The organism is Paenibacillus physcomitrellae, assembly GCF_002240225.1.
Lineage (GTDB): Bacteria > Bacillota > Bacilli > Paenibacillales > Paenibacillaceae > Fontibacillus > Fontibacillus physcomitrellae.
This window is the reverse complement of record NZ_CP022584.1, coordinates 985,298-1,002,439: the sequence shown is the minus strand read 5'-3', so window position 1 is coordinate 1,002,439 and position 17,142 is coordinate 985,298. Positions and strand designations below refer to the sequence as shown.

Annotated in this window: 20 protein-coding genes; 16 read left to right on the top strand and 4 right to left on the bottom strand. The window is 51.0% G+C overall.

Going from position 1 to position 17,142, the window contains the following annotated elements; genetic code table 11:
- Positions 1-6 precede the first annotated feature (6 nt).
- From CBE73_RS04555 to CBE73_RS04500, 12 genes are all read left to right on the top strand, one after another.
- Complete coding sequence (locus CBE73_RS04555) at positions 7-1,593, top strand: response regulator transcription factor (protein ID WP_094093197.1); 1,587 nt, start codon at positions 7-9, stop codon at positions 1,591-1,593.
- Positions 1,594-1,601: 8 nt separating this feature from the next.
- Positions 1,602-3,914 carry a glycoside hydrolase family 3 N-terminal domain-containing protein gene (locus tag CBE73_RS04550; RefSeq protein ID WP_094093196.1) on the top strand — a complete coding sequence of 771 codons (2,313 nt, stop codon included), beginning with the start codon at positions 1,602-1,604 and terminating at the stop codon, positions 3,912-3,914.
- 188 nt (positions 3,915-4,102) lie between these two features.
- Positions 4,103-4,594 (top strand): tetratricopeptide repeat protein, encoded by a 492-nt coding sequence (locus CBE73_RS04545; RefSeq protein ID WP_094093195.1) that lies wholly within the window; start codon positions 4,103-4,105, stop codon positions 4,592-4,594.
- Between the two features lie 36 nt (positions 4,595-4,630).
- Positions 4,631-5,164, top strand: coding sequence for a GNAT family N-acetyltransferase (locus CBE73_RS04540; RefSeq protein ID WP_094093194.1), 534 nt, complete (start codon positions 4,631-4,633; stop codon positions 5,162-5,164).
- A 48-nt stretch (positions 5,165-5,212) separates the two neighbouring features.
- Positions 5,213-5,761 (top strand): GNAT family N-acetyltransferase, encoded by a 549-nt coding sequence (locus CBE73_RS04535; protein WP_174704662.1) that lies wholly within the window; start codon positions 5,213-5,215, stop codon positions 5,759-5,761.
- 154 nt (positions 5,762-5,915) lie between these two features.
- Positions 5,916-6,809, top strand: coding sequence for a helix-turn-helix transcriptional regulator (locus CBE73_RS04530; protein WP_094093192.1), 894 nt, complete (start codon positions 5,916-5,918; stop codon positions 6,807-6,809).
- Between the two features lie 92 nt (positions 6,810-6,901).
- Positions 6,902-7,702 (top strand): SDR family oxidoreductase, encoded by an 801-nt coding sequence (locus CBE73_RS04525; RefSeq protein WP_094093191.1) that lies wholly within the window; start codon positions 6,902-6,904, stop codon positions 7,700-7,702.
- A 27-nt stretch (positions 7,703-7,729) separates the two neighbouring features.
- Positions 7,730-8,071: a nuclear transport factor 2 family protein gene (locus CBE73_RS04520; protein WP_094093190.1), complete on the top strand. Its 342-nt coding sequence runs from the start codon at positions 7,730-7,732 to the stop codon at positions 8,069-8,071.
- Between the two features lie 27 nt (positions 8,072-8,098).
- Positions 8,099-8,386 (top strand): Dabb family protein, encoded by a 288-nt coding sequence (locus tag CBE73_RS04515; protein WP_094093189.1) that lies wholly within the window; start codon positions 8,099-8,101, stop codon positions 8,384-8,386.
- Positions 8,387-8,580: 194 nt separating this feature from the next.
- The gene (locus CBE73_RS04510) at positions 8,581-9,519 is read left to right on the top strand and encodes an ADP-ribosylglycohydrolase family protein (protein ID WP_174704661.1); all 939 of its coding nucleotides are present in this window, start codon (positions 8,581-8,583) and stop codon (positions 9,517-9,519) included.
- Between the two features lie 21 nt (positions 9,520-9,540).
- Positions 9,541-10,284, top strand: coding sequence for a nucleotidyltransferase family protein (locus tag CBE73_RS04505; RefSeq protein WP_094093187.1), 744 nt, complete (start codon positions 9,541-9,543; stop codon positions 10,282-10,284).
- A gap of 8 nt (positions 10,285-10,292) precedes the next feature.
- Entirely contained in the window at positions 10,293-10,637 is a 345-nt protein-coding gene (locus CBE73_RS04500; RefSeq protein WP_094093186.1) for a hypothetical protein, read from the top strand.
- Here CBE73_RS04500 and CBE73_RS21855 read toward each other — a convergent pair.
- Positions 10,583-11,122, bottom strand: coding sequence for a hypothetical protein (locus tag CBE73_RS21855; RefSeq protein ID WP_157739410.1), 540 nt, complete (start codon positions 11,120-11,122; stop codon positions 10,583-10,585). The two genes, CBE73_RS04500 and CBE73_RS21855, sit on opposite strands and share 55 nt — an antisense overlap.
- Before the next feature lie 94 nt (positions 11,123-11,216).
- On the opposite strand from CBE73_RS21855, the gene CBE73_RS04495 reads away from it, so the two are divergent.
- Together CBE73_RS04495 and CBE73_RS04490 are read left to right on the top strand one after the other, a co-directional pair.
- On the top strand, positions 11,217-11,819 hold the full coding sequence (locus tag CBE73_RS04495; protein ID WP_229752492.1) for a GNAT family N-acetyltransferase: 603 nt from the start codon (positions 11,217-11,219) through the stop codon (positions 11,817-11,819).
- A gap of 17 nt (positions 11,820-11,836) precedes the next feature.
- Positions 11,837-12,307 (top strand): GNAT family N-acetyltransferase, encoded by a 471-nt coding sequence (locus CBE73_RS04490; RefSeq protein WP_094093185.1) that lies wholly within the window; start codon positions 11,837-11,839, stop codon positions 12,305-12,307.
- Positions 12,308-12,346: 39 nt separating this feature from the next.
- Here the strand turns inward: CBE73_RS04490 and CBE73_RS04485 are convergent, their stop codons facing one another.
- Genes CBE73_RS04485 through CBE73_RS04475 form a run of 3 tightly spaced genes read right to left on the bottom strand, consistent with a single transcriptional unit; the run spans position 12,347 to position 15,854 of the window.
- Positions 12,347-13,426: a Ger(x)C family spore germination protein gene (locus CBE73_RS04485; RefSeq protein ID WP_094093184.1), complete on the bottom strand. Its 1,080-nt coding sequence runs from the start codon at positions 13,424-13,426 to the stop codon at positions 12,347-12,349.
- 6 nt (positions 13,427-13,432) lie between these two features.
- Entirely contained in the window at positions 13,433-14,518 is a 1,086-nt protein-coding gene (locus tag CBE73_RS04480) for a GerAB/ArcD/ProY family transporter (protein ID WP_157739408.1), read from the bottom strand.
- A complete protein-coding gene (locus tag CBE73_RS04475; RefSeq protein ID WP_157739406.1) occupies positions 14,511-15,854 on the bottom strand; it encodes a spore germination protein in 1,344 nt (447 codons plus the stop codon). The genes CBE73_RS04480 and CBE73_RS04475 overlap by 8 nt, the downstream gene beginning before the upstream one ends.
- A 275-nt stretch (positions 15,855-16,129) precedes the next feature.
- On the opposite strand from CBE73_RS04475, the gene CBE73_RS04470 reads away from it, so the two are divergent.
- Entirely contained in the window at positions 16,130-16,567 is a 438-nt protein-coding gene (locus tag CBE73_RS04470) for a MarR family winged helix-turn-helix transcriptional regulator (RefSeq protein ID WP_373286338.1), read from the top strand.
- A 236-nt stretch (positions 16,568-16,803) separates the two neighbouring features.
- The gene (gene trxA / locus CBE73_RS04465; RefSeq protein WP_094093181.1) at positions 16,804-17,115 is read left to right on the top strand and encodes a thioredoxin; all 312 of its coding nucleotides are present in this window, start codon (positions 16,804-16,806) and stop codon (positions 17,113-17,115) included.
- Positions 17,116-17,142: the final 27 nt, after the last annotated feature.

Genomic DNA, 17,142 nt, shown 5'->3' with positions numbered 1-17,142 from the left:
CATCTCATGGGCAGAGAGGAAGCAGCAGGGCAGCGGCGGATCAAAATGCTGATCGTGGACGACGAGCCGATCATTTGCAAAGGGCTGCGCTGCACGATCGATTGGGAGGAACTGGGCGTCGAAGTTATCGGTGAAGCCTATGACGGAGAAGAGGCGCTTCATAAAATGGCCGAGCAGCCGGCCGATTTTCTGCTGTCGGACATCCGGATGGACGGCATGGACGGTTTGGAACTGGCCGAGCAGCTTAAGCAGCGTTATCCAGCGACGAAAATGGTCATCATTAGCGGATATGAGGATTTTGGTTACGCCCGCCAAGCGATGCGCATCGGTGTGCACGATTATTTGCTGAAACCCGTGGAAGTGGAGGAATTGACCAAAGTTGTGCAGAAGGTAGTAGAAGACATCCGGCGCAGTGAAAAAGAAGATGGAACTCGGGAGGTCAAGCTTTGGCTGGCCAATATGGCCCGCAGCGGCATCGCATACGGGAAAATGTCACCCCCGCCGCTGCATGGCGCCGAGTTCCGGATTCTGGCCAGCCAGCTGGCCTGCTTCCACGAACTTTATGAAGAACTTGAGCTGGATCAGTTCGAACAAATCCAGGAGCAGTGGATGCAGATGCTGCACCGGCGGTTGAGTTCTTCTGAGATCCGTCCTTTCTCGATCTTTGACCATGAAAATATGCTGATCACCCTGGCCGTATCGGACCGGCTGCTGGAAGAGGAAGAGTGGGAGCGCCTGCTGCGGCATGGCGCTTTGCTGCCATCCGGGCAGCCGCAGTTCTACTGCGGGCTCTCCAAGCCTTACAAGAATCTGGGAGAAACGGCTGAACACTGTACGGAAGCGGCATCGAGACTCAAATATTACGTCCTGGAGCAGGAACCGGTGCTAAATGCAGCGTACGAAACCAAATGGCAGAATCTTCGTCGGCCGGAAGCCCTGGATGTATCGGCAAGCGTGCAAAACCTGGTCGCCGCTTTGTTCAAGCAGGACGAGCAGGAATTAAGGGCACAGGTTGCGCAGCTGTTTCGCTTCTTTAAGCAGGAAGCTTACCTGCTTCAGGAAGTCCTCACCTCCTGCGAGGAGCTGTTCGCGCTGCTTCGACAGCGGCTCAGAAAAAGCAGCATGACCGGGCTTGAAAGCAGCCGGCCTCTGCCAGACCTGAACCTCTATAATTCCTACCTTGCGCTGGAGGAAGCGGTGAACCGGGATATGGCGGAGCTGCTTGCGCTGATTGACCGGAGCGGTATAGACCGTTCTTATTGGATCATCGAGAAAGCGAAACGATATATCGAGGAGCAGTACCGGAGCGATCTCAAGGCTTCGGAGGTGGCGGCCTGGCTGAAAATTACGCCGAGTTATTTCAGTTATATTTTTAAGCAGAGCACGGGCAAAGGGTTTACGGAATACATGAATGAGCTGCGTATTGAGCAGGCGAAAACGCTGCTGGCAACCACCCATGATAAAGTGTTCGAGATTGCCGATCAGGTCGGCTACAAGGAATACAAATATTTTGTTTCGGTCTTCAAGTCGTTTACGGGCATGACGCCGAAGGAATACAGGGGACTTCGGGCAAGTACAACCGATAAGGAGTGAAGCGGAAGGTGGAGAAATACAAACAGGCCGGACTTCCGGCAGAGGAGCGGGTACAGGACCTGCTGCCCCGGATGACGTTAAAGGAAAAGGTCGGACAGCTGAACCAGCGGATGTATGGCTGGGATGCTTACAAGATGGAGGATGGGAAAATCCGGATCACGGAGGCTTTTGAACAAGAAGTGGCCGCTTATGGCGGCATGGGCGCTTTATATGGCCTGTTCCGCAGTGACCCTTGGTCCGGGGTAGATTATTCGAACGGCATTACCGCTGAGAAAAGCGCGGCAGCGGCCAATCAAATCCAGCGTTACGTAATCGAGCATTCGCGCCTGGGCATTCCGGTGCTGCTGGCCGAGGAATCCCCGCACGGCCATCAGGCGCTGGACGGGACGATGCTGCCGGTGAATTTGGGCGCGGGCTCGACCTGGAACCCGGAGCTGCTCGAGCGGGCATACGAAGGGGTAGCGGCCGAGATCCGCAGCCGCGGCGCGCATATCGGACTTGTGTCCGCGCTGGATATTCTCCACGACCCGCGCTGGGGGCGTTCCGAGGAATGCTACAGCGAGGACCCTTATTTGGCAGCCGCCTTTGCGGCGGCGGCCGTGCGCGGCATGCAGGGTGGACCCGCAGAGGAACTGGCAGGACAGGACCGGATTGCGGTCGTGCTGAAGCATCTGTGCGCGCAGGGAGCGGGTCAGGGCGGCCGAAACGCCGGACCGGCGGAAATCGGCGAACGCGAGCTGCGCGAAATCCATTTGCCGGCAGCCAAAGCGGGCGCCGCAGCCGGAGCGGCCGGCTTTATGGCCGCTTATAACGAAATCGACGGCGTGCCTTGCCATGCGAACGACAAGCTGCTGACCGGCATTTTGCGGGAAGAATGGGGATTTGACGGCATTGTCATGGCGGACGGCCAGGCGGTTGACCGCCTGCTGGCCTTAACCGGCAGCCACGAAGGGGCTGGAGCGCTGGCTTTGTCGGCGGGCGTGGATTTGAGCCTTTGGGACAAGTCTTTTACGACGCTGGAGGAAGCGGTCGATCAGGGGCTGGTCTCCGAGGCGTACATAGACCGGGCGGTCGCCCGCGTGCTGACGCTCAAGTTCCGGCTGGGCCTGTTCGACAGCCCTTATGCCGACGAGCAGCGTCCGGCTTCCGTGGTCGGTAGCGACGATATGCGCGAGCTCAACCTGCAGGTGGCCCGGGAATCGGTCGTCCTGCTGAAGAACGAGGAAGCCATCCTGCCTTTGAAGGCAGATAAGCAGCGGCGCATCGCCGTTATCGGTCCCAACGCGGACCGGCTGTATAATCAGCTTGGCGATTATACGAGCGTGCAGCGCAAGGGACGGGGCTACACCGTGCTCGAGGGCATCCGCCAGGCGGCACCCGCCGGCGTGGTGGTCGAGCACGCGATGGGCTGCGGCATCCGCGATACGTCGGATGCCGGCCTGGCCGCGGCGGTGGAGCTCGCCGCGGGAGCGGATGTCGCCGTGCTGGTGCTGGGCGGCAGCAGCGCCCGCCAGTTCGGCGGCGACTTTGACGGCAACGGGGAAGCCGTCATTTCCGAAGGCAGTCCATCCGAAATGGACTGCGGCGAAGGCGTTGATCTGGCCGACCTGCGTCCGGGCGGCCTTCAGCAGCAGCTCGCGGAAGCGGTGGCCGCGACCGGAACGCCGGTCGTCGCGGTCCTGATCCAAGGCCGCCCGCTGGAGCTGACCGACCTGGAGCCGCTTGCGGACGCCCTGCTTTGTGCCTGGTATCCCGGCATGGAAGGCGGGCTCGCTATCGGGGAAATCCTGTTCGGCCAGGTGAACCCGAGCGGCAAACTGCCGGCTTCGCTGCCGCGCTCCGCCGCGCAGCTGCCGGTTTACTACAACCAGAAAGCGACCCACCGGCTTCGCAACTATGTGGACCAGCCCTCGGCACCGCTGTATCCGTTCGGATACGGACTCAGCTATACAAGTTTTGCCTACAGCAACCTGTCCCTTTCACAAACGGCCATGACTTCGGCTGAGCTGGCGGAGGGCGGGACAGTCAAGATCAGCGTCAAAATGAAAAACACCGGCTCTGTCAGCGGCGCGGAAACCGTTCAGCTGTACATTCAGGCGAGCGAATCGGGCATCACCCGCCGGTATGCGGAGCTGAAGGGATTCCGCAAGATCAGCCTGCTTCCCGGCGAAGAGCAGCTTGTCCAGCTGGCGCTTGGGTTCGAAGAGCTGGCCGTATGGAACCGGCAAATGAAATTTATGGCTGAACCGTGCCGGGTCGAAGTCAGGGTAGGAGGCAGTCAAACCGATACGCTTTCCGCCGAATTCAATGTAGTGCGATAATTCCAATATGGTGTACGAGTGTACGATCACGGTCTGCGTTCCTTAAAGGGCGCAGGCCGTTTTTCTTTTGCGCTGTCATTTGTCCTGAAGCAGCCAAAGAATAAAGGATTTTAACATTTTTAGCGAGAAAGTATAAAGATGAAGTTAAATATATAAGGAAGAAACTTTCCTAGAGGGTGAATGCAGCTATGAATATCAATGAGAATCTGGAGAAGGCGATCGGGCTCCGGCAGTCTGGCAACCCAGCGGAGGCCAAAACGCTGCTGGAGCAGCTGCTGCGGCAGGAGCCTGTAAATGCCTCGGTGTGGTATCAATGCGCCTGGACCCATGATGTGATGGGGCTGGAGAAAGAGGCGGTGCCATTTTACGAGAAAGCTTTAGAGCTGGGCTTAGGCGGGGAAGAAAGGGAAGGGGCGCTGCTCGGACTCGGCAGCACTTACCGGACGTTGGGTTTATATAATGAGGCCGAGCGGCTTTTTGCACAAGCGAACCTGGAATACCCGGAGAACAAAGAATTTCAAGTCTTCCGGGCGATGGTGAAATACAATCTCAAAGCCTATAGCGAGGGAATGGAGCTGCTGCTGAAGCTGCTCGCCGAAACCAGCGCCGATCCGGGCATTCAGGCTTACAAGAGAGCCATTCTTTTTTATGCGGACAAACTGGACGAGCGCTGGGATTAACCTTTTTGGGTACAGTTCAGGCAGGAGGTTAGATATATGCTTATAAGAATTTTGCAACAAGAAGATGCTGCCGCTTACCGGAAGCTGCGCCTGGAGGGGCTGCTGAACAGCCCGGATGCGTTTGGTTCAACCTATGAACGCGAGGCGGCGTTCTCCTTGGATCAGTTCATTGAACGGGTTACGCCAACCCCGGACAAATTTGTGCTGGGCGCTTTTCTGGAGAAGGAAACGACGCCGGGCACGGAGGGAGAGCTGGCCGGAATCGTCACCTTTATAAGGGAAACGGGCTTTAAGACCGCTCATAAAGGACATATTGTCGGGATGTGCGTAGCTGCTGAAGCCAGGGGACAAGGAATTGGCAACAAACTGCTGCTGGCGCTCATTGACCAAACCTCCCGGCTTCCCGGGCTAGAGCAGCTGCAGCTAACCGTTGTGGCAGGCAATGATGCCGCCAAACGGATGTATTTATCCGCCGGCTTTCAGGTGTTCGGCGTGGAGCGGCGGGCTTTAAAGGCCGGGGATCGGCACATGGATGAGGAATGGATGGTTTTGCATTTGATTTCTGATTAGTCAGCCGCATAAGAATATCTTAAACGATATAAGGAGATGAGGACTGTGATGATCACCCGTTCAAAAAATCTCGTAATCAGAAGCCTGGAGGAACAAGACGATCTTCTTCTCAGCAGGTGGCTCAGTGATCCGGCGGTACTGGAATATTATGAAGGCCGGGACCGGCCGCATGATGTGGCTTTGGTGAGGGAGCATTTCTATCAAGACAGGGAGGAAATCACGGGTTGCATCATCCGGCATTACGGGCGGGACATCGGCTATATGCAGGTCTATGAAATCGAGGAAGCGGAGCGCAAGCTCTATGGGTACGCGGATCTTCAGGAAGTCATCTATGGCATGGATCAGTTTATCGGGGAACCGGATTGCTGGAACCGGGGACTGGGCACGGAGTTGGTCGATGCGATGGTTGCCTATCTGGCGGAAGAGCGTAAAGCCTCCAGGATCGTGATGGATCCGCAGGCCTGGAATGCAAGGGCGATAAGGGTTTACGAGAAATGCGGATTTGTGAAAAAGCGGCTTCTGCCGCAGCATGAATGGCACGAAGGGGAATTCAGGGACTGCTGGCTGATGGAATATGAAGCGAACAAGGCGGTTTAGGCGCCGTGCTGGCGCCCCTTTTTTGCTTAGGAGAACGGATTGAATGCATGAAGCCGTTTGCTCCTTCCGGATTGCGGGAGGGGCTTTTTTGATGTTAACCTGACATCTTATTGTCAAGTTTAAAGGGGTATACTGAACCGTAGAGGTGAGAAAGATGCAGATTAGCCGGTTGTTCCAGGTCATCTATATTCTGCTTGAAAAAGGAACCGTAACCGCCAATGAACTTGCTGAACGGTTCGAGGTTTCGGTCCGGACCATTTACCGGGATGTGGAGGCGTTAAGCCAGGCGGGAATCCCGATCTATACGAGTCAAGGCAAGGGCGGAGGGATCTCCCTCTCCGACCGGTTTATTCTGAACAAATCCCTGCTTTCGGACACGGAACAGGATGAAATTCTGTTTGCCCTGCAAAGCTTGTCGGCCGCGCAGCATCCCGGCTATGACGATGTGTTGGCCAAGCTGAGCAGCCTGTTTATGAAAAATAACGCCAGCTGGATTGAAGTAGACTTCTCTTCCTGGGGGAACGAGCGGAAGCAGACAGAAATTTTCGGCCTGCTGAAGAACGCCATTTTGGGAAGGAAGGTTATTTCTTTTACTTACTATAGCGCCTCCGGGGAAAAAAGAGACCGAAGCGCAGCGCCGGTGAAGCTGCTTTTTAAGAACAGGGCATGGTATTTCCAGGGATATTGTCTGGAGCATATGGCCATGAGAACCTTCAAAATTACCCGGATGTCGGACGTCCGGCTTGCTGGTGAACAGGACGGAGAAAGGCCGCCAATGCCTGACAAGATGGAGACGGTGGAACACAAGGTTACTCTGCGTTTAAATTTTGATGCCGCAGCGGCTTATCGGGTGTTGGATGATTTTCCGGAAGAAGAGGTTTCCAGACTCGAAAACGGTTCCTTTCTGGTCACAACCAACATGCCTGCAGGCGAATGGCTTTATGATTATCTGCTTTCATTCGGGCCGCTGGTGCAGGTAGCCGAGCCGGAATGTATCCGGTCAGAGCTGATTGTCCGCATCAAGAAGATGGCTGAAAAATATTTTTAGGACTGTTTTAAGAGAACTGGACATCCTGTTGTCAGGTTTTGTTCGCTAAACTGGCCATGTAACCCAACTTAAAGGAGGCGTTCAGTAAACCTATGGATAACAGTTACTTTTTAACGGATATGAGCCAAGAATTTGCAGGCCAACGTGCGCTTGTCACCGGCGGGACCAAGGGCATCGGCAAAGCGATCGTCCAAAGGCTGCATGCGGCAGGGGCGGAGGTTATAGCTACCGCGCGTTCGCATCCGGATGATCTGCCGGAAGGCGTTCATTTCATTCAGGCGGATGTCAGCAGTCCGGCCGGAACGGACAAGCTTATTCGGGAGACGCTGGAGAGAGCCGGCGGCCTCGATATTTTGATCAACAATGTCGGCGGATCTTCTACAAGCACCGCCGGTGCTCTGGCTTTGACGGACGAGGATTGGCTGACCACGTTTAACGCCAATTTATTTTCTTCGGTTCGGCTGGACCGCGGATTTCTGCCCCACATGGTTAAACAGCAAAGCGGGGTAATCGTCCATATCTCGTCGATTCAGCGCAGGCTGCCTGGTAACATGACTATGCCGTATTCGGCGGCCAAGGCGGCGCTGGTGAACTACAGCAAAAATCTCGCAACCCAATTTGGCCCTGACGGGATCCGAATCAATGCGCTGGCTCCCGGATTTACGGAAACGGAAGCGGCAGAACGTTTAATCGAACGAATGGCCGAAAATGCCGGAACCGACTACCTTACCGCCCGCCAGCAATTGATGGATGCGCTCGGGGGCATTCCTTTGGGACGTCCGGCCAGACCGGAAGAGGTCTCGGAATTGGCGGCGTTCCTGGCTTCCGGCAGGTCTTCTTACATTACGGGCTGCGAATACGTAATCGACGGCGGAACGATCCGGACCGTCTAATCAACCGAAATAAAGGAGCAGATGAACATGGAGATTGAGCAACTGCCGCAAATCATCAAAGATTTTATGTCTGCGGCCAATAAACCCGATCCGGAGGCTTATGTCGCTTGTTTTTCAGAGGAGGCGCTGGTCGTGGACGAAGGCCAAGATTGGCTGGGTAAAGCAGCTATTAAACAGTGGAGCGACAAACACCATTTTGAACCTAATGTGACGCTGGAACCGCGCAGTTTCACACAACACGGCGAGAACATAGCCGTCCTCTGCAAGATCGACGGCGATTATGACAAAACCGGACTTCCCGATCCTCTGCTGCTGACCTTCCATTTTAAGACACAAGGCGGGAAGATCGCAAAATTAACGATTAAATAGGAAAAAGAAAGCGAGGCTAACGAGGAAATGATCATCAACCATTTGCTGCTTAAACTTAAGGACCGCTCCCCGGAGCAAATTGAACATACCCGGTCGGTTCTGCTGGGCATGAAAGGGAAGATCGACGTCCTGATCGACATCCAGGCAGAAGCCAATGTACGCCCGGGTCCGTCTGCCCATGATTTGATTCTGATTACGAAGTTCGAATCCATGGCTGATATGGAAAAATACCTGGCCCACCCCGTGCACCTGGACGTGGCCAGGTTCATCGGCAGCGTGCTGGATACGCAGGCGTCCGTTTGCTGCGAGGTTTGAGGATGTGATCTAGGAAAGAACAGGAGTCCTGAAAGGTTTTTCTTTCGGGACTCCTGTTTTAATTTTTGGTAGGGAATCTCTATTAAATGACTTAAGACAGGAATTGCCGGATCTCTTGGTTTTGGAATGAAGCAGGCATTGCTTTTTTTATGTCGAAGAGGGTTATAGAAGAATTAAAGAAAAGGGGCGGAAGCATGAGAAGCAAACTTGAATCGGCTGTTCTCGGTTTCTGTGCAGGCGACGCCTTAGGCGTTCCGGCCGAATTTAAGCCGCGGGAAACGTTGGATCTTGATCCGGTTACGGAAATGGCCGGTTACGGTACCCATCACCAGCCGCCCGGTACTTGGTCGGATGACAGCTCGCTGATGTTTTGTCTGATGGAGAGCCTGATTATACAGGAGAAAATAGATTTGTATGATTTGGCTGACAGGTTCGGAAATTGGCTTGAGCACGGGGACTGGACGCCTCACGGAGTCGTTTTTGATGTTGGCATCGCTACACGAAAAGCGATCCAGAATTATCGCGAAGAGGCGGTTCCACCTGAATTGGCGGGCGGGGCCGGGGAATTCAGCAATGGCAATGGTTCCTTGATGCGAATTTTGCCATTGGCTTTTTTCCTTCGGAATAAGGAGCTTGAATCTCGCATTGAGGGGGTTGCACAAGTCTCATCGGTGACGCATAGACATCCGGTTTCGATCATCGCCTGCTTGCTGTATACCGAAATAGCCATTCGTTTGCTTGACGGTGATCCTTTGCCGGATAGTATATCCAAAGCCGTAGAGACCATCGGCGGGATGAATCTGCATAACGAAGATTTACAGCCTTTTTCCCGGATTTTAAACGGCGAGATCTCCAAGCTAAAACGTGAAGAAATTCAATCTTCCGGTTATGTCGTACATACGCTGGAAGCCAGTTTATGGTGTTTGCTTACTTCCGGCAGTTTTGATGAAGCGGTATTAAAAGCAGTCAATCTGGGGGAGGACACGGATACTACCGGCGCAGTTACCGGCGGGTTGGCCGGTCTGATCTACGGCTTGGACAGGGTCCCTGAGGATTGGGTGACGGCTTTGGCCCGGCTGGACGATATTAAAGCGTTATGCACCCGGTTTAATCGGCTGATCTCAACATCTTAGTACTCACGAAGGAGGAATCCGATGAAAGCCTTGATCTTAGCCGCTGGTTATGCGACCCGCTTATATCCTTTGACACTTAACAGACCTAAAGGCCTGCTGCCGATTACGGATACATCCTGCGTAATAGATTTTATACTAGACAAGCTGGAGATGCTGGAGCAGTTAAGTCAGATTCTGATCGTGACCAACCATAAATATGCAGGAGCGTTCGAATCCTGGCTCGAAGGACGGCGTTCTGCCAAGGAGATCCGCATCCTTGATGACGGAACTTCGTCGCTGGAAGACAAACTTGGGGCGATCGGTGACATGCAGTATGTGATCGAACGCGAGAACCTGCAGGATGACCTGCTCGTGCTGGCTGGTGATAATATTTTCACCTTTGATCTGCAGGATTACGTGGATTATTTCCACTCGGTGGACAAAGATTGCATTCTGGTGAGGCAGACGGATGATCTGGAGGAGCTGCGCAGAATTGGTGTAGCCGAGCTTGACACAGAGGGAAGAGTGACCGGGCTGGTGGAGAAACCGGCCGATCCCCGCTCAAATATTGGCGTCTTCGCTTTGTACATGTACAAGAAAGAAACCTTGAAGCAGGTCAAACGTTATCTGGAAGAAGGAAACAGTCCGGATTCACCTACCCAATTCCCGGAATGGCTGGTCCATCGGCAGGAGGTCCGGGCTTTCTTCGCAGACGGGGAGATTTATGATATTGGCACGCATGAGGCTTATAAGGAAGTTCAAGAACGATTTGCGAAAGGGGAATAAGTTCGGATATGGAGAAACGGCTGGAATCACAACAGACGGAGACGGTGTTATATCAAGGACAGGCCGACTATTGGAAAAGCAGTAAAGAAACCTATACCGGGCAGCTGACCATTACCGGTGAAGCCGTAACGTTTAGAATCTTTAAAGGAGCACTGATGAAGGAAGAACTGGACCTTCGGGTCAGCGAGCTGCAGGGCGTTAAGAAACGGAATTCCTTTTTCCTTATCCCCAACAAAGTGAGTTTGACTTCGGGAAGTCAAACCTATTTGTTCCGGACAATGGAGCAGGAGAAGATTTATCAGGTGCTGCTATCCTTGATCTCAACGCCAAAGCTGAAATCGGCGTTCCCTTGATCCGCCAGCCATTCACAGTGAATGAGATAATAATAAGTTCCGGCTTGGGCTGGAGTGGTGTAGCTGCTGTCTTCAGCTAACTGTCCGCTACGAGGATCTAACCGCTGTATGGACAGGTTATTGATTTGCTTCGGAGCTTGTATTTGAATCGGTGAATTAGGCTGCGCGACAGCTGTCTTTAGTCCACTAGGTCCGGCAGTTTCAAATAAAGCTGCACTGTCTGCGGAAACGCAGGATCGGTCTGACAAGCTGGAGATTGACTGGCACCAACTGTATGATTCTCTACGTATCTGTAACTTTTGGCCATTGATCAGAACCTCGGGAAGAGGCGGCTTATCCGCCGACAGCCAGGTGAAAGCTGCGGTATCTCCTGTATGTTCTCCGCTGCTTGAATGGGACACCCAGGTGTGATTCCAGTACCCGCCAGCCCACGCGGCAATGACCAAAGCGAGCAGGAGAGCTGCGATATAGGTTTTGCGTTTCAAAAGTTTCACTCCCTTCTTAATATCTACAGACGGGCCAAAATTCAAAAAAGTTATGTTCACACTCTAAATTAAGGGGAGAGAAAGGGGGCTTTTGATGACAACAAATTTTCAGTTTCGGCCTATGGATGAACCTTGCGCGCGCCAAATTTCTACTTGGACTTACGAGCCTCCCTATGCCTTGTACAGCTGGGACGGCAGCGAAGAGAATATTGCCGAGCTGATGAGCGGGGCTTTCTGGACCGCTACGGCCAGAGAGGGTGCCGAAATCAAGGCTCAAAGCCAAATTCAAAGCAAAATTGAAAAGAAGCAGCCCGATGAAGCGGGAGATGAAGCTGAAGATGAAGAACTTTCCGGTTTCATGTGTACCGGAGAGACGGCGAGAGTACCTGGCGGGTACCCGCTGGGCATTTACGACGAGCCGGGCTTCCTGGACTTGGGTCTGAGCTTGAAGCCAGAGCTGACAGGCAAAGGAATCGGCGTTCCTTTTGTCCAGGCCTGTATTCAATTCGCGCGTACCCAGATGGGCGCCACAGGCATTCAGCTGGTTGTCGCAGCTTTTAATGAACGGGCCATCACCGTATATGAACGTGCCGGATTCGTTAGAGGTGTGCGGTTCAAGAGCAGAATAGAATCCGAGGAGCTGGATTTCTATGTGATGCGGTTAACTCAGACAACAGCGGTCCACGTAAATTCTTAAGATCAGCAGGTGGGAGAATGATTGAATTACAACTGTACCGGCACGGCTTTTTCGAAGACCTGATGAAATTTGAGCTTCCTCAGGAGCAACAGGCCTTTACGGCCATGCCGCTGGAAGTGCTGGAATTAGCGCTTCAAGACGAGAACCGTTATCCGGTAGTCATTGTGATTGAAGCCGAAGCCGTAGGTTTCTTTGTCCTGCATCTTCATTCGGAGCTGGCGGAACAGTTAGGCAGACCCAAAGCTGTGCTGCTGCGGGCTTTGAGCATGAATCATAAACACCAGGGACAAGGATATGCCAAGCAGGCTATGCTCAAACTACCGGAGCTGGTTAAGCAGCTATTTCCGGATCAGGAGGAAATTGTGCTGGCGGTTAATGAGAAGAATGAAGCCGGAAGGCAGCTCTACAGCCGATGCGGCTTTGAAGACCTGGGCCATCGGAACACCGGCCGTTCGGGGCTGCAGCTTGTTTTGCATTATAGGCTGTAGGCTTTGAGTGTCATTTCCGTATCCGGCGCAGCTTTTGTCTTATTCGGTAGTACGCAAATTGCCCAGATTCTGAATATCCGTGTGAACGGAAAGGTTAAGCTCCATACGCGGATAATATTCTTCCCTCCAATGGGCCAGTTCAGGTCTCGATAACTTGGTGCGAAACAACTGGCCTATTCCCAATACATCGGCTTGGTCCTGTTGGACTTGTGCAAAGAACTTCTTGACCCGTTTACAAAGGAGAGTCTGGACCTCATTTTTAATTTCTTCAACGGAAGGGTCTCCTTTCGTGTCCAGAAGCGTTACTTTCAGTTTTAATTTAGAGTTGAGATAAGGAACTCCGTTTCGCACAGAGGTCTTATGGGAGAGCGAGCTGCTAATGATTTGAACGGTCGCCTTGTTCATTACCTCAATTTTTCCTTGGGCGCTTATTCCGTTAAAAGCATTGATCAGCAAGGTTTCTTCCGTATTGATTTCGTCAACCATTTTCCCGTTTTTGAACACCGCAGAACCTAAAATATCAACAGGGGTTGTGCCTCCGGTTCTCACCAAAGGAGCAACGACGTCATGGGTGTAGGAGTTGATACTTCTGAAGACCTGCCATATACGTGTATCCGTGATCTGCGGATTCCAGCCGGCATTTTTTTGAAAATAGTTGTACAGGGTGATCTCCTCATCTTGAGAAAAATCGTTCAAATCCTTGAAGAAGGTGTCCAAATCTTCATTGGAAACGATCAAGATCGTTTTGGCGGAGATGTCTCTGGAACGCATAAAGGTATAGATGCTGTCTTTAAGCCCTTTTTGGGCGTATTTCTTGTCGACGACAATGATTTTTAAATGAAGCAGGTCCACCTGGCTTTCGATATCGGCGCTAAGATCGTCGATGATTTCACTGATGGTATTCCCGGTGCCTTTCACCACTTTCATTCCCCCGCCTTCTGCCGATATAGTAGGAATATCTAGATAAACATTAAACTGGTTGTTTTCCATGGAAACGCCCATCACGATGGGCAAGGAACGGTGATTGATATCTTTATTGTCCCAACAGCCCGCGAGCAGGAGCAGACTAGCCAGCATCACCGCGGTTCGCCAAAGGACTATAGGTTGAAGTTGAGGCATGGAGCTTCATCCTTTCTGCTGGGCATACTTTCTCTTCCGGTATATTCCAAGCAATAGGAGCGTAGCCGGAAGGACGATGATGATATAGCTTCGTAAGAGTGTGTTCCAATAAAAGATTTTCTCTACATCGGCCCAATCCGTAATTTGCAGACAGACCGCGAATACGAAGAGAACCAGAGCGATCAAGATATACCCGTGCTTCACTTTAATAACTGTTCGTTTAAGGATTGTTACCGCTTCCCACATCACAAGTCCGATATACAGCATGACGAATGCGATCAAGCTCTGCAGGAAAAAGACCGTGATCCTGTCAAATATCATCCAATTGCTTTCTACCGTATCCAGACTCGTTATAAAGGGGTATTGAAACTGGGCAGCTGTGGCCTCCCCGAAGGTTAGAACCGGTACGTAAACGGCTGCCAGAAAGATAGGAAACAGAAATAGACTTGATAATAAAATATGCTTGCGTTTCAATGAAAATTGTTTGGGGATGAATCCGAAGAATACAAAGGCCCCGGTGAAGGCGAAGCCGCTTTTATGGAATGATTCGCTACTGAGAAAAGAAAAGGACCACATCTCTTTACTGACTAAAGGAAAGATATACCGCCAGTCTATGTTTTGAAATGAACCGATCAATACCATCAATATAATGGGTATAAAAATGAGGCCCAGCAATATCCCGATTCGAAGCAAAGCTTTTAGACCCGAATTAGCCATATATCCCGCTATAACTAAAAATAAACACATGATCACCCATGTCGGAGTTTTGGACAAATAAACAATCGTAATAATTTCCGAGATGGCCCGTGTGGTGACGATGGCCAGAAGGATCAGATATATGATTACGGGAAGCAGGAGCAGAATAGCTGCAATTTTATTGGACGTAAGGATTTCAACAATATCTTGGTTATTGAAATAACCGAGTCCTGTCAGATAGGCTACAAGCACAATGAGATGGATGAGATAGCCGAAGAGGACAGGCAGCCAGTGACCAGAAGAGGTGGCACTGACAATATAGGTGGGATACATGAAAAAGATCAACGCCAAATGGGTCAAAATGTACATCACAACTACAGGAAAGCTTTTATCCACTGTTCTCATCCTTTGGAGTTTTTAATTGAAAATAAGGAATTCCAAATGTTTCGTTTTGGGCTATATAGGTGCAGATGATCACCAGCCCGGCTACAAGCCCCATGACACCGAAAAAGGAACACAGGAACAAAACCGCATATTTCATAAGCCGTAAAGTGAGGGAATTCTGATACCCGACAACCGTAGAGCAGGCAATGGTTGTAGCGGCCAGAATAATAATCAGCAAGTTACTCACGAGTTTGGCCGAGACGATGGCCTCTCCCAAAATAATCCCTCCGACCATCGTAAGAGTAGGTCCAATGCTTTTGGGGAGCCGTACGCTTGCTTCCAGGATAAGCTCCAGAATAATGAGCAGCAGCAGCGTTTCGATAAGGGCAGGGTAGGGGACATCCACCCGGCTTTTGGCTATGGATAAAGCCAGCTCGATCCGGAGGACCTCCGGGTTAACCGAAACAAGTGCTACATAAAGACCAGGAATCAAGAGTGTAATTATAATGCCGGCAATACGAATCATCCGCAGGAACAATGTAAACGGATACGGAAAATTATTATCGTCCTCCATCACATACATGTCAGCTAGGAGGCTGGGAAGAATGAGTGCGAATGGAAAACGATCCAGCAAGAGGACCACTTTTCCATTCTTAAGAGCAGCGGCTGTACTTTGCGGAAGCTCTGTTGAATGGAATTTTGTTGTAAACTCCCATTTACGAAAGCCCAGCATAATCCCTAACTGCCTGATGTTAGTTGTGTCAGTATCCTGTTTTGCTTCAATTTGCTTTAACAAACGATTCAAAAACTCAACTTGAACGGCATTGCCGAGATATACAACTTCAAGCCTTGTCGACTTTTGTTTGCCGCACAGGTAAGATTTGATCTGCAAATCTTCATCCATCAGCTGCTTGCGGATGAGTCCGATATTGTTATCCAGATCTTCATTAAAAGAGCTGATCGTGCCCCGGAGCACATTTTCTGTGGAAGGGGATTCAATCGGACGGCTGAGCATTTGCGGAACCACAGCTTGAATGTTGATGCATATCCCTGAGGGTTCATGAAAGAGGATCATCGAGCCCCGGATTATCGCTTTAGCGGCTTCCTGCTCGGCATTCTGCCCCTGTATGGAAGTTCCGAGACTAGAGAGGAACCGAAGCGCTTCCTCGCCCGGTTCAGTCAAATGCTGAGTCTGCAAAGTCAACAGCTTCAGGGTATCGGGGAAGTGGATTAGAGAAGAATATCCGGCCAGGGTTACAGGCAGCGGGCCAAGATAGACAGTGGTTAAACACATAAAGTCATGGTCATTTTTAAAACGGGCTTCCAACCTTTCTCTAAAATCCGTCATAAAAACCTCCTGCAAGCTGTTTAACCCCATTATCTTCCTAAAGGGCAAATAGTATGCATGAATGTAAGCGAATCATAAATGGATTTAAGAAGAAGGAATGGGCATGAGCATAAGCTGCCTGGGCACCGCGCATAATAAAATAGAGAATCCGTCAATTAACGATTTGCCAAATAAGTTGTTGACAATATAATCACAATACGCTATATTTACATTGTGCACGATGTAATCAAGTGAAAAACTTGACTGAAGAAGATACATGCAAGGAGGGGATAAGGTTGGAGGAAGTTAAACTTAAGGATCATTTGTGCTTCTCATTATATTCGTGCTCCCGTGCCATTTCGCGGATGTATCGGCCCCTGATGGAGAAGCTCGGAATTACGTATCCTCAGTATTTGGTGTTGATGGTATTGTGGGAGCAAGGTGAATCCTCGGTGAAAGAACTTGGCGAATCGCTGGATCTCGATACCGGAACATTAACACCATTGCTTAAACGGATGGAAGCTAACGAACTGATCAAACGGGAACGCTTGAAACAGGACGAACGTGTCGTCATGATTAAGCTGACGGATAAAGGCGAGGCTTTAAAGCAGGATGCGATGTGTATTCCGGAATCTTTCTTGTCAGCCAGTTCCATGGATATGAATCAGCTCCAGGAATTGAATGAAACGATCAAGAAATTGTCAGTACAGGTGAACCATTATAGCAGTCATTAAGAAAATGTAATGGTTAATCGGCAGGAGACGGATGACAACGTGACAACGTATTGACAGGCGGTTTTTCTTACCCAGCAACCAAAGTGGGAATTCATACGTTGTCCACATCGTGTCTCTGACTTTAGAACCATTAAATTTTTTTAAATATAAATATTTTACAAAATATGATTTTCGGCAATTTATAAGGACGCCTAATAGGGCTCCAACCAACCAATAACCTTTAGGAGGAATTTAAAATGATCCAACATGTAACAGATGAAACCTTTGAAGCGGAAGTAAACGGGCACTCTGGCACCGTTCTTGTAGATTTCTGGGCTCCATGGTGCGGGCCATGCAAAGCGATGTCTCCGATTCTGGATGAATTTGATACCGAGATGGGGGATGCAGTGAAGGTAGTCAAAGTCAATGTGGATGAAAATCCTGCTTCTGCAGCAAAATTCGGTATCATGAGCATCCCAACAATTGTCCGCATTAAAGACGGGGTTCCCGTTCATCAGGTGACAGGACTCCAATCCAAAGAACAGCTCAAAAAATGGATTAACAGCTAATATAGCAACAGGATAAAATAAAGCGAC